The sequence below is a fragment of the Neisseria sp. HMSC03D10 genome (assembly GCF_001807625.1).
GTDB lineage: Bacteria > Pseudomonadota > Gammaproteobacteria > Burkholderiales > Neisseriaceae > Neisseria > Neisseria mucosa.
Genome location: NZ_KV789517.1, coordinates 58,984 through 70,117, shown reverse-complemented (window position 1 = coordinate 70,117; position 11,134 = coordinate 58,984). Strand labels below are relative to the sequence as shown.

Genomic DNA, 11,134 nt, shown 5'->3' with positions numbered 1-11,134 from the left:
AGGTCGTCTGAAAACTTTTCAGACGACCTTTTGATGGTTTAACGTTTGTCCAATTTCCGCGCCAATGCGTTGCCGATGCTTTGAATCAGGATAACGAGCAGCACGAGGATGGCGACGATGAAGATGATGACTTCGGTTTGGTAGCGGTAGTAGCCGTAGCGGATGGCGAGGTCGCCCAAGCCGCCGCCGCCTATCATGCCTGCCGCCGCGCTGTATGAGAGCAGACCGATGGCGAGGACGGTGATGCTGGAAACCATGCCCGCGCGCGCTTCGTTCAAGAGGACTTTGCGGACGATGGCAAGCGGCGATGCGCCCATGGCGGTGGCGGCTTCAATCACGCCTTTGGGGACTTCGCGCAGGTTTTGTTCCACCAGTCGGGCAAAGTAAAACAGGCCGGACACGCTCAATACCAGCGAGGCGGCAATCGGGCCGATGGTGCTGCCGACGATGGCGCGGGTTGCGGGTATCATGGCAATCATCAGGATGACGAAGGGGAAGGCGCGCATCAGGTTGACTAAGTTGTCAAACAGGAAATTCACCGGCTTGTTGTAATGAAGCTGGCGGTTGGAAGTTACGAAAAGCAAGACGCCCAAGAGCGTGCCGAAGATGACGGCGATCGTGGTGGACAGCCCGACCATAACGAAGGTTTCGCCCAAAGCGCGGACGATTTCGTCTTTCATGCCGACGATGGTGGAAACGGCTTGTTCGAATGTTAAGTCTGCCATATCAGTCCTCCCGAATCAGTTCGCGCCCGATTTCGGATTGGGCGTGGATTTGGTTGCCGCGTACTTCGACGATTTCCACCACTTTTCCTTTATCCAAAAGGGCAGCGCGGTCGCACAGGCGGCGGATGACGCTCATTTCGTGGGTTACGATGACGATGGTAACGTTGAATCGCTTGTTGATGTCTTCCAAACATTCCAAGACGCTGCGCGTGGTGGCGGGGTCGAGGGCGGAAGTGGGTTCGTCGGCGAGGATGACTTGGGGTTTGGGCGCGAGCGCGCGGGCGATGCCGACGCGCTGTTTTTGTCCGCCGGAAAGCTGGGCGGGGTAGTGGTCGGCGCGTTCGGTCAAGCCGACGATTTCAAGACATTCTTTGACACGCTCTTTGATTTTTTCAGACGACCATCCGGCAATTTCCAAAGGAAAGGCAACATTGTCGGCGACGGTGCGGTTGCTCAAAAGATTGAACTGCTGAAACACCATGCCGATATTCTGCCGCGCCTGACGCAATGCTGCGGCATCGAGCGCGGTCAGCTCTTGTCCGCACACATTGACCTTGCCGCTGTCGGGACGTTCCAACAGGTTAATCAGGCGCAACAGAGTAGATTTACCCGCGCCGGAATAGCCCATCAGGCCGAAGATTTCGCCGTCTTGGATTTCGAGGCTGGTCGGCTCGACGGCGGCAAAACGGGTTTTGTCGCGCGTTTGGTAATGTTTGGAAACGTTGTCCAAAATAATCATAAATACTTCCTAATACTTCCGGAAAAAAAAGAAGCCCGATGCTGTACACAACGGGCTTGGATATAAAGAAAGGAATAAAAACAGCAGAAAATGAAAATACGCTTTAGCTGTTTATGCCCGCAAGCTGTGTCAAATCGGCAATGTTAACTCATATACAACTATAATCAAAATCGGTAAATTTGTCAAGTTTTGATATGATTTGTAATTTTAAAATAATAAATTGTCAGTTTATTTGCCGAAAAGCTCCGCCACCATGCGAGCTTCTTCCTCGGTATAAGCCGCGCCATTGAGCTTGGTGGTCAGGATAAATTCGCCGCTTAACCCTTGTTTGGCGCAGGTTTCGCGCCAGCCTTGCAGCCGTTCTTCGTCGCTGGCTTTACGTTTCAGACGACCTATGGTTTGTGCGGCCTGTTTGGTTTGTTCGTTCATTAGCGTTCCTTAACAAAGGGAAACAAAGGGCAAAGGTCGTCTGAAAACGGTTTTCAGACGACCTTTGCTATTCCTCTTTACACCGTTTGCGAATATTGGGCTTTGGTTTCCCTATGACGCAGGTGGTAGTCGAACACCATGGCGATGTTGCGTATCAGGAAGCGGCCTTTGGGGGTAACGGTCAGTCCGTGCGGTTTCAGGCGGACGAGTCCGAGGGAGGCAAGTTGTTCCAAGTCGGCAAGTTCGTCTTTGAAATAGCGGTCGAACGGGATACCGAACACGCTTTCGTAGATTCGGTAATCCAAGGAGAAACGGCACATCAAATCTTGGATGATATTGCGGCGCAAAAGGTCGTCCTGATTGAGTTGGTAGCCGCGCATGATGGGCAGGTGTCCTGCATCGAGCGCGGCATAGTAGGCGTCGATGTCGCGTTCGTTTTGGGAGTAGGTGCTGCCGATTTTGCCGATGGAGGATACGCCGATGGCAACTAAATCGCAGTCCGCGTAGGTCGAGTAGCCTTGGAAGTTGCGCTGGAGGAAGCCTTCTTTGAGGGCGATGGAAAGTTCGTCATCGGGTTTGGCGAAGTGGTCCATACCGATGAAGACGTAGCCGCGTTCGGTCAGGGTTTGGACGCAGTATTGCAGCATATCGAGTTTTTCTTCGCTGCCGGGAACGGCTTCGGTATCGATGCGGCGTTGCGGCTTGAAGATATGCGGCAGGTGGGCGTAGTGATAAAGGGCAAGGCGGTCGGGATCGAGCGACAAGACAGTGTCGATGGTGGTTTTGATGCTTTCGGCGGTTTGGTGCGGCAAGCCGTAAATCAAATCGACGCTGACGGATTTGAACCCTGCTTCGCGGGCGGCATCGATGACTTCTTTGGTTTCATCGTAGCTTTGGATACGGTTGACTGCTGCCTGCACTTTGGGATCAAAGTCCTGAATGCCGACGCTCATGCGGTTGAAGCCGAGCTTGCCGAGCATGAGGACGGTTTCGCGGCTGACTTTGCGCGGGTCGATTTCGATGGAGTATTCGCCGCCGGGGATAAGTTGGAAATGTTTGCGTATCATGCGGAATACGCGTTCGATTTGGTCGTCGCTCAAGAAAGTCGGCGTACCGCCGCCGAAGTGCAGTTGCGCAAGCTGATGCCGTCCACCCAGATGCGGGGCGAGCAGCTCCATTTCTTTTTCAAGGTATTCGATGTAGGCATCGGCGCGGCTTTTGTCTTTGGTGATGATTTTATTGCAGCCGCAGTAGTAACAGATGGTGTTGCAGAAGGGGATGTGGATATAAAGCGAAAGGGGCTTGTTCAAAGCCCCCATACCGCGCTGATTCAAGGCATTGATATATTCGGCTTCGCGAAATCCGTCATGAAAACGGTCGGCTGTGGGGTAGGAAGTGTAGCGCGGACCGCTGGAAGGAAGGCTGGCGATGAGTTCGCGGTCGAACTCAGGCTTGTCATCGTTTCTATTGTGATTATTTTGTATCGGTATTACTTTCATGGCGTGTGCGTGATTAGAGTAATGAAGTTAGGCAATTTTCGGATAGTTTGGTAGAATGCCACAGTATGATAAACCTGTCTTGATATGTGTCAATAACTTACGTAATCATGACAGGATAAAAACCTTAATTTTAAGGGTGTTTTATGACCACACACAATGCTATGCATCAGATGAAAACCCTGTGTTCTTCCTGTTCGCTGCGTGAACTCTGCCTGCCTGTCGGGCTTTTGCCCAATGAGTTTGCACAATTGGACGCGGTCATCCGACAGAGCCGCCGCTTGAAGAAGGGTGAATATCTGTTCCGCACCGGTGAGCCTTTCGCGTCGCTGTTTGCCATCCGTGCCGGTTTTTTCAAAACCACGGTTGCCAGTCAGGACGGTCGCGATCAGGTTACCGGCTTTTTTATGTCCGGCGAACTCATCGGCATGGACGGCATTTGCTCCCATGTCCACAGCTGCGACGCGGTGGCTTTGGAAGACAGCGAAGTGTGTGAGCTGCCCTTCACCCACATCGAAGAGCTGGGACACAACATCCCCAGTCTGAGAAGTCATTTTTTCCGGTTGATGAGCCGCGAAATCGTGCGCGACCAAGGCGTGATGCTGCTTTTGGGCAATATGCGCGCCGAAGAACGTCTGGCGGCGTTTTTGCTTAACCTGTCCCAACGCCTTTACTCGCGCGGATTTGCCGCCAACGATTTCATTCTGCGGATGTCGCGCGAAGAAATCGGCAGCTATTTGGGGCTGAAACTCGAAACCGTCAGCCGCACGCTCTCCAAATTCCACCACGAAGGCTTGATTTCGGTCGAACACAAGCACATCAAAATCCTCGACTCGCAAGCCCTCAAAAAAATGGTGTCCGGCTGTTCGCACGCCATCTGATGGATACCGAGACCATTTTCAAACAAAACCCAAGGTCGTCTGAAAAATTTTCAGACGACCTTCTTCATAAAATCCAATTATGAAACACAAGAAAAAACTCATTGCCTTGACCGCTGTCTGCGCCCTGCTCGCCTACTGGCTCTATCCCGACCAACATCCCGTTTACCCCGCAAGTGACCATTATGACCCGAAAACGCAAACCTTCTTCAACCCCGAACCGCAGCAGAAACCGACCGGCCTGACCGGCGCATTTTGGAAGATCCTGACCGACCCGCAGGCAACGCGCCCGCCCAAACCTCTGCCTACCGTCAAACCCGATTGGCAAACCTTCCTTGCCGCACCCGAAGGGAAAAGCCGTTTCGTCTGGTTCGGACATTCCACCCTATTGATGCGGATCGGCGGACAAACCGTCATTACCGATCCCGTTTTCGGCAATTCCGTCTCCCCCATCCCCATCACCATGAAACGCTTCCAGCCTGCCCCCTCAGAAATCGACGAACTGCCGCCCGTCGATGTCATCCTGATTTCACACAGCCACTACGACCACCTCGAAAAAGACAGCGTGCAGGCACTCAATTCAAAAGGCAACAGCCATTTCATCGTCTCACTCGGCATGGGCGTACTGCTGAAAAAATGGGGCGTGCCGCAAGAGCGCATTACCGAACTCGATTGGTGGCAAAGTACCGAACGCAACGGCATCCGCTACACCGCACTACCTGCCCGTCACGATTCATCCCGAACCCTGACCGACCACAACCAAGCCCTGTGGTCCAGCTTTGCCATCGAACACGGCAGCGAAAAATTCTATTTTCACGGCGACTCGGCACAAGGCAGCCATTTCGACAAAATCGCCGAAAAATTCAACGGGTTCGATATCGCGTTCATCGAAAACGGGCAATACAGCGAACATTGGCCCAACAATCACCTCTTCCCCGAGCAAACCGCCCGCTATGCCGCACAGCTTGCTCCCAAACGCTTCATGCCCATCCACTGGGGCGCCTACGCCATGGCACTGCACGCTTGGAACGAACCCCTGCTGCAAAGCATCCCGCTGGCACGCAGTTTGGGCGTGAATCCGTTGATCCCGCTGATGGGGCAAGTCTTCGATGCCGATACCACCACGCAAGACTGGTTCGCAGAGCCTTTAGAATCAAGCTGCTGCACAGTTTATTGAAAATTTCCATCATTTTTATTAATTTAATACAAAGAAATTCTTATGCAAAAAACTTCGCATGTTATCCCTTTATTATTCACAGTTTTCATTGCTTTACTCATCGTCTGGTCGGGTGTCAATCCGTCCGACCGCGCTGTTTGGTACGCCGAAATCATTCCTGTTTCGATCGTATTTATCGCACTCATCGCTACCTACCGCTGTTTCCGTTTCAGTAATCTGGCTTATGTATTCATGAGTTTCTGGCTGATTATGCATACCATCGGTTCTTACTACACTTTCGCCGATGTGCCCTTCGATTGGGCAAACCGCCTGCTTGCGCCGTTTTTAGGCGAAGGACGCAACCATTTTGACCGCGTCGGACACTACATCATCGGTTTCTACGCCTATCCGATGGCAGAATGGCTGTTGCGCCGTAAACTCTGCCGTCCTGCGCTTGCCCTGTTTTTCTCCTTGTTCTTCATCATGAGCGTGGCAGCGGCTTACGAAATCATCGAATGGCAGTATGCGGTGATTGACGGCGGCGAAGCAGGTTTGGAAGTACTCGGTTCGCAAGGCAATATTTGGGATGCGCAAAAAGACATGCTCGCTGATACGCTAGGCGCGTTAACGTCACTGGTAGTGTTTATATTGACACGACCGGATAAGCGTTTGAAAACAGGTTGACAGGTTTTAAAGAAATGGGAAAAACAATAGGTCGTCTGAAACCTTATTTCGGTTTTCAGACGACCTTAAAGAAGCTTAAATCATTCGTTGTAAATTAACGGTCGATGTTAACGGGTTCGCAGTTTTTCACGATGAAGCGGTTGCGTGAGTCGGTTACGCCCACAACTTCAGAAGTGGTGTGGGTGTTTTTGTCGATGTAACCGGCAGACATAGAGAAGCCGCGTTTGTTGGTGAAGGTTGTACCGGTGCTGTCTGATTGACGTTTGTCAACGCGCAGGCTGATTTGTTTACCGGCTGCATTTGCAGATGCGCCAACTGCATTACCACTGCGGTCAAATTCGTAAACGACATTCAGTTTTTTACCGTTGTCGCATTTGTAAGGAACGTAGCCAGCAGGAGCAGCAGCGGCAGTCATGGAAACACCGGCAGTCAGAACGGCTACAATAGCGGCAGATAAGAATTTCATCTGGTATTACTCCATAAAGTGAGAAAAGAGTGATGTGTGGCGTGGACTATCCGGCGCCATCCTTGCTTTGTTTTGAAAGCAGAACATATTTTATCCGTTCCGAAAAAATATACAATATGCAGATATGCAAAGCTATACAAAGAAATTTTCGGGAAGGGTTATTCTGGTTGTACGAAATTAAATAAGTTGAAAATTTATCATAACAAAATAACTTATTTTATTGTTTTTCTTTTATTTTCGGGTATTGATTTTTTTATAAAAGTTTATCATCAAAGCAAGTACCTGAAAGCCTCTGCACAACACTAACCCCAAATTAGATATTAAGTATGTTGTTTTTCGGGTGCTGCCCTGATTGGGTATAAAAAGCGATACAAGGTCGTCTGAAAAAGGTTTCCAGTCACAAAATGCTGATAATTGGAGATTTTCGATTCGGTACGGCTTATTTTTAACATATTTCGGCATGAAATATTCGAAATGTCTGTTAGATAATCTCTTGATTTACGTTAAAATACGCCTTTTTTTGTGAAGGTCGTCTGAAAAAAGACGGAGAGAATGATGTCTGAACAACACACACACGCTTCGACTTGGAAAAGCAAAATCAACGCGCTGGGTCCCGGAATCATGATGGCTTCGGCGGCGGTCGGCGGTTCGCACCTGATTGCCTCGACGCAGGCGGGCGCGCTTTACGGCTGGCAGCTTGCGTTGATTATCATTTTGACCAACCTCTTCAAATATCCGTTTTTCCGTTTCAGCGCGCATTACACGCTGGATACGGGCAAAAGCCTGATTGAAGGCTATGCGGAGAAAAGCCGCGTTTATTTGTGGGTATTCCTGATTTTGTGCGTTATCTCGGCAACGATTAACGCGGGTGCGGTCGCCATCGTGACCGCCGCCATTGTAAAAATGGCGATTCCTTCGCTGACGCTGAATGTCGGCGTAATCTCCGCGCTGATTATGGCTTCCTGCCTGATTATCTTGGCGAGCGGACGTTACAAAGCCTTGGACAACGTTTCCAAAATCATCATTGTCAGCCTGACGATTGCCACAGTCGCCGCCGCCGCCATCGCCATGTCGCGCGGCATGCAGATGAAACCCGACTTTATCGAGCCTACCCCATGGACACTGGCAGGCTTGGGCTTCCTCATCGCGCTGATGGGCTGGATGCCTGCGCCGATTGAAATTTCGGCTATCAACTCTTTGTGGGTAACGGAAAAACAACGCATCAATCCTTCCAGCTACCGCGACGGTATTTTCGACTTCAACGTCGGCTACATTACCAGCGCGGTGTTGGCGGTCGTCTTCCTCGCCTTGGGCGCGTATGTGCAGTACGGCAACGGTGAGGCAGTGCAAATGGCGGGTGGCAAATACGTCGGTCAACTGATCAATATGTACGCCGTCACCATCGGCGACTGGTCGCGTCCTATGGTGGCATTTATCGCCTTCGCCTGCATGTACGGCACGACGATTACCGTAGTGGACGGCTACGCGCGCGCGATTGCCGAGCCGGTGCGCCTGCTGCGCGGCAAAGACAAAACGGGCAACGTCGAACTCTTTGCCTGGAACGTTTGGGTCGCAGGTACGGGCTTGGCAGTGATTTTCTGGTTCAACAGCGCGATGGCGGAGCTGCTCAAATTCGCCATGATTACCGCCTTCATTGCCGCTCCCGTGTTCGCTTGGCTGAACTACCGCCTCGTTAAAGGCGACGAACGCCACAAGCTGACGGCAGGCATGAACTTCCTCGCCATCCTCGGCTTGATTTACCTGACCGGATTTACGGTATTGTTCCTATTGAACCTGACCGGCATATTGGCTGCACCTAAGTAAGCCGAATCAAAACAAAGGTCGTCTGAAAACCGGATTTTGGTTTTCAGACGACCTTTTTGTTATGGGTTTGGTTTGGGGAAGAAGTTATTTATTGGTATAGGTAAATGATATTACGAATTTCATGATTATAATCAATAATTCGTAAAACCTATTTGAAATAAGATGAAAGAAGGTCGTCTGAAAATCTTAGTTTGAGATTTCAGACGACCTTCTTCAATAGGGCAAACCCTTACGCTTCTTCCGCTTTGCTGCGGATAATCAGAAGCGGCAGGTGGCTTTGGCGCATTACGGTTTCGGCGAAGCTGCCCATCAGGAGGTGCATCAGACCGGTGCGGCCGTGTGTGCCGAGTACCAGCAGGTCGGCGCCGTTTTCATCGGCGTAATCGACCAAATCCTGCGCCATTTCGCGCGCGCCTTTGTTGGCGACCAGCAGGTGTTTGACAATGTTTTCCACGCCGTTTTCTCGGGCGGTTTTTTCAGCGAAGTCCAAGACTTCGTTGCCTTGGGCGACGGCGGCAGCCTCGTAGCTTTCGTGTTGCAGGAATTCGGGGGCGAGCGCCATGTATTCGGCGGGGTTGGCGACGTGTACCAAAGTCAGGCGGGCGTTGTTGACGCTTGCCAACTCGGCGGCGTGTTTCAGGGCGTTGAGGGAAGTTTCGCTGCCGTCAACGGCTACAACCAGATGTTTGTACATAGTTCATTCTCCTTTTGCGCCGCAGGCGGCACTTTGTTTCATGCGGTTGGGAAGGGTCCGATATGAAACGATTATAGACTCTTTCGGGCTGCTGCAACAGCCCGTCTGCTTTCCAGTATAATATGTGTCGCATTCGTCCGCAGCGTTTTGCGTTGATTTTCATTCATTTATTGACATATCACAAGGTTGGGTATGAACGACACCGTTTTTCTTCCTTCGCGCCGTTTCGGCGGTATTGCCAGACTCTATGGAGATGAAGCACTGGCGCGGTTTTCGCGCGCGCACGTCTGCGTGGTCGGCGTGGGCGGGGTAGGTTCTTGGGCGGTGGAGGCTTTGGCGCGGACGGGTATCGGTCGTTTGACCTTGATTGATTTGGACAACGTCGCCGAGTCCAATGTCAACCGCCAGCTTCATGCGCTGACCGACGATTTCGGCAAGGCGAAGGTAACGGCGTTGCGCGAACGCATTGCTCAAATCAATCCGCAATGTGAAGTGGAGGAAATCGAGGATTTTGTGACGGAAGACAATCTGGAAACGCTTTTCAGACGACCTTTCGACTTTGTGATCGACGCGATAGACCAAGTGCGTGTTAAGGCGGCGATGGCGGCTTATTTTGTGCGGCACAATCAGCCGTTTATCCTCAGCGGCGGCGCGGGCGGACAGAAAAATCCGGCGTTGATTCAAACTGCCGATTTGAGCCGCGTTACCCACGACCCGCTGCTTGCCAACCTGCGCTACACCTTGCGCAAACGCTACGGCTTCAGCCGCGATACCAAAGAAAAAATGCGCGTGCCGTGTGTGTTCTCGACTGAAAACATTACGCCGCCGCAATCGGACGAAGCGTGTTCGACCGATACTGCGCCGCAAGGGCTGTCCTGCGCGGGCTATGGCGCGAGTATGCTGGTGACGGCTTCGTTCGGTCTGTACTGCGCGCAGGCGGCGGTAGAACATATTGCGGGACGGAAGTGAGATGAACCGATTTTTAAAACCTATTTTATCGCCAGCTTGATTTATGCGGTTGTCTTCGGTTTGCTGATGTACGGTGACGGTTTGCTGTTTTCAGGATCCGAATGTTTTGATATTGACGCTGACAATGAACAGTATGCAGAGTATTGTCTGCGAGCTCATGAAATGTCGGCTTTTGAGAAAGTGTCTTTGAAGTTTTTCTTCTTTCCGTTTTTATCTGTAATGTTATTGTCCCTACTCAATGCCGGCATTATGAAGTGGACCAAACGCTGTACAACTTCGATGACTCTTGCCTTGCCTATTGTCGAATGGTTGATTGTTTGGTTCGTTTTTTTGCTGTGGAAGTGGAGTAGTCTGGATAGTAGTTGGACGGCAATAACGGGACTTCTTTTTTTCGGATTGCCTATTTATGGCATGGCAGCAGTTCAAGCCCTGAGTGTGTTGGTCTCTTCTGCAAATGCCAATCAGAAAATTTGATGTGGGTTTAAGCCTTTTGAAATTTATTTTTTCAGACGACCTTTTTTGCCTATGAACCGATTTTTCAAAGCCTATTTTATTGCCAGCCTGATTTATGCGGTTTGGTTCGGTGTGTTGATGTATGCCGTCGATCCGATGTTTGGCGCAATGGGATGCGACATGCAGTCGGGCGATTATTTGTGTTTTCAGGACGGCTCTCCGCGGACGTTTACCAATTTCCTTTATCCTTTCCTGTCCGTTCCGATATTCAGCCTTTTGCACGCTGCCATCATGAAGTGGCGCAAACGCTGCTCGGTCGGGATGATTTGGTTTTTGGTCGGCTGCGAATGGCTGCTATTGTCGGCTTGGATAATCGCGATGCTGGCACGCGATGGCTTTGTGTTTTCCCGCGATGCCGTTACGGTGCTGACCGGTTCGTTTTTCGCTGTTTTGCCGCTGCTGGGCATGGCGTTGGCGCAAACGCTAGCCATTGCCATCGCTTCTTTGAAAAGCCAACGCAAAAAAGGCTGATTTTTGTTTTGCTACACTTGTTTTAGCGAAACCCGCTGCGTTTTCAGACGACCCCGTGATGTATAGTGGATTAAATTTAAATCAGGACAA

13 protein-coding genes are annotated in these 11,134 nt (G+C 51.0%); 7 read left to right on the top strand and 6 right to left on the bottom strand.

The window, feature by feature from the left end:
- Positions 1–38 precede the first annotated feature (38 nt).
- The 4 genes from HMPREF3066_RS03965 to hemN all read right to left on the bottom strand — a co-directional run bounded on the left by HMPREF3066_RS03965 (position 39) and on the right by hemN (position 3,392).
- Positions 39–725 carry a methionine ABC transporter permease gene (locus HMPREF3066_RS03965; RefSeq protein WP_019270510.1) on the bottom strand — a complete coding sequence of 229 codons (687 nt, stop codon included), beginning with the start codon at positions 723–725 and terminating at the stop codon, positions 39–41.
- A gap of 1 nt (position 726) precedes the next feature.
- A complete protein-coding gene (locus HMPREF3066_RS03960; RefSeq protein WP_003759974.1) occupies positions 727–1,464 on the bottom strand; it encodes a methionine ABC transporter ATP-binding protein in 738 nt (245 codons plus the stop codon).
- Positions 1,465–1,692: 228 nt separating this feature from the next.
- The gene (locus HMPREF3066_RS03955; RefSeq protein WP_070440564.1) at positions 1,693–1,893 is read right to left on the bottom strand and encodes a hypothetical protein; all 201 of its coding nucleotides are present in this window, start codon (positions 1,891–1,893) and stop codon (positions 1,693–1,695) included.
- A gap of 77 nt (positions 1,894–1,970) precedes the next feature.
- Positions 1,971–3,392: an oxygen-independent coproporphyrinogen III oxidase gene (gene hemN, locus HMPREF3066_RS03950; RefSeq protein WP_070440562.1), complete on the bottom strand. Its 1,422-nt coding sequence runs from the start codon at positions 3,390–3,392 to the stop codon at positions 1,971–1,973.
- A 143-nt stretch (positions 3,393–3,535) separates the two neighbouring features.
- Between hemN and fnr the strand changes: the two genes are divergently transcribed.
- From fnr to HMPREF3066_RS03935, 3 genes are all read left to right on the top strand, one after another.
- Positions 3,536–4,270, top strand: coding sequence for a fumarate/nitrate reduction transcriptional regulator Fnr (gene fnr, locus HMPREF3066_RS03945; RefSeq protein WP_009311137.1), 735 nt, complete (start codon positions 3,536–3,538; stop codon positions 4,268–4,270).
- Positions 4,271–4,349: 79 nt separating this feature from the next.
- Complete coding sequence (locus HMPREF3066_RS03940) at positions 4,350–5,444, top strand: MBL fold metallo-hydrolase (RefSeq protein ID WP_070440559.1); 1,095 nt, start codon at positions 4,350–4,352, stop codon at positions 5,442–5,444.
- A 42-nt stretch (positions 5,445–5,486) separates the two neighbouring features.
- Complete coding sequence (locus HMPREF3066_RS03935; protein WP_070440557.1) at positions 5,487–6,107, top strand: DUF2238 domain-containing protein; 621 nt, start codon at positions 5,487–5,489, stop codon at positions 6,105–6,107.
- A gap of 94 nt (positions 6,108–6,201) precedes the next feature.
- Here the strand turns inward: HMPREF3066_RS03935 and HMPREF3066_RS03930 are convergent, their stop codons facing one another.
- Positions 6,202–6,573, bottom strand: coding sequence for an ACP-like domain-containing protein (locus HMPREF3066_RS03930; protein ID WP_003740987.1), 372 nt, complete (start codon positions 6,571–6,573; stop codon positions 6,202–6,204).
- 555 nt (positions 6,574–7,128) lie between these two features.
- Here HMPREF3066_RS03930 and HMPREF3066_RS03925 point away from each other — a divergent pair.
- The gene (locus HMPREF3066_RS03925) at positions 7,129–8,397 is read left to right on the top strand and encodes an Nramp family divalent metal transporter (protein WP_060975551.1); all 1,269 of its coding nucleotides are present in this window, start codon (positions 7,129–7,131) and stop codon (positions 8,395–8,397) included.
- A 229-nt stretch (positions 8,398–8,626) separates the two neighbouring features.
- On the opposite strand, the gene HMPREF3066_RS03920 is transcribed toward HMPREF3066_RS03925, so the two are convergent.
- Positions 8,627–9,091 carry a universal stress protein gene (locus tag HMPREF3066_RS03920; RefSeq protein WP_003755397.1) on the bottom strand — a complete coding sequence of 155 codons (465 nt, stop codon included), beginning with the start codon at positions 9,089–9,091 and terminating at the stop codon, positions 8,627–8,629.
- 192 nt (positions 9,092–9,283) lie between these two features.
- Between HMPREF3066_RS03920 and HMPREF3066_RS03915 the strand changes: the two genes are divergently transcribed.
- The 3 genes from HMPREF3066_RS03915 to HMPREF3066_RS03905 all read left to right on the top strand — a co-directional run bounded on the left by HMPREF3066_RS03915 (position 9,284) and on the right by HMPREF3066_RS03905 (position 11,044).
- The gene (locus tag HMPREF3066_RS03915) at positions 9,284–10,060 is read left to right on the top strand and encodes a tRNA threonylcarbamoyladenosine dehydratase (protein WP_049229193.1); all 777 of its coding nucleotides are present in this window, start codon (positions 9,284–9,286) and stop codon (positions 10,058–10,060) included.
- 66 nt (positions 10,061–10,126) lie between these two features.
- On the top strand, positions 10,127–10,534 hold the full coding sequence (locus tag HMPREF3066_RS03910) for a hypothetical protein (RefSeq protein WP_241033499.1): 408 nt from the start codon (positions 10,127–10,129) through the stop codon (positions 10,532–10,534).
- Positions 10,535–10,585: 51 nt separating this feature from the next.
- Entirely contained in the window at positions 10,586–11,044 is a 459-nt protein-coding gene (locus HMPREF3066_RS03905; protein ID WP_060974795.1) for a hypothetical protein, read from the top strand.
- Positions 11,045–11,134: the final 90 nt, after the last annotated feature.

Bases quoted from the DNA above. Each gene is read 5' to 3' on its own strand.
- HMPREF3066_RS03965 (WP_019270510.1), bottom strand. From the start codon at position 725: ATGGCAGACTTAACATTCGAACAAGCCGTTTCCACCATCGTCGGCATG.
- HMPREF3066_RS03960 (WP_003759974.1), bottom strand. From the start codon at position 1,464: ATGATTATTTTGGACAACGTTTCCAAACATTACCAAACGCGCGACAAA.
- HMPREF3066_RS03955 (WP_070440564.1), bottom strand. From the start codon at position 1,893: ATGAACGAACAAACCAAACAGGCCGCACAAACCATAGGTCGTCTGAAA.
- hemN (WP_070440562.1), bottom strand. From the start codon at position 3,392: ATGAAAGTAATACCGATACAAAATAATCACAATAGAAACGATGACAAG.
- fnr (WP_009311137.1), top strand. From the start codon at position 3,536: ATGACCACACACAATGCTATGCATCAGATGAAAACCCTGTGTTCTTCC.
- HMPREF3066_RS03940 (WP_070440559.1), top strand. From the start codon at position 4,350: ATGAAACACAAGAAAAAACTCATTGCCTTGACCGCTGTCTGCGCCCTG.
- HMPREF3066_RS03935 (WP_070440557.1), top strand. From the start codon at position 5,487: ATGCAAAAAACTTCGCATGTTATCCCTTTATTATTCACAGTTTTCATT.
- HMPREF3066_RS03930 (WP_003740987.1), bottom strand. From the start codon at position 6,573: ATGAAATTCTTATCTGCCGCTATTGTAGCCGTTCTGACTGCCGGTGTT.
- HMPREF3066_RS03925 (WP_060975551.1), top strand. From the start codon at position 7,129: ATGTCTGAACAACACACACACGCTTCGACTTGGAAAAGCAAAATCAAC.
- HMPREF3066_RS03920 (WP_003755397.1), bottom strand. From the start codon at position 9,091: ATGTACAAACATCTGGTTGTAGCCGTTGACGGCAGCGAAACTTCCCTC.
- HMPREF3066_RS03915 (WP_049229193.1), top strand. From the start codon at position 9,284: ATGAACGACACCGTTTTTCTTCCTTCGCGCCGTTTCGGCGGTATTGCC.
- HMPREF3066_RS03910 (WP_241033499.1), top strand. From the start codon at position 10,127: ATGTACGGTGACGGTTTGCTGTTTTCAGGATCCGAATGTTTTGATATT.
- HMPREF3066_RS03905 (WP_060974795.1), top strand. From the start codon at position 10,586: ATGAACCGATTTTTCAAAGCCTATTTTATTGCCAGCCTGATTTATGCG.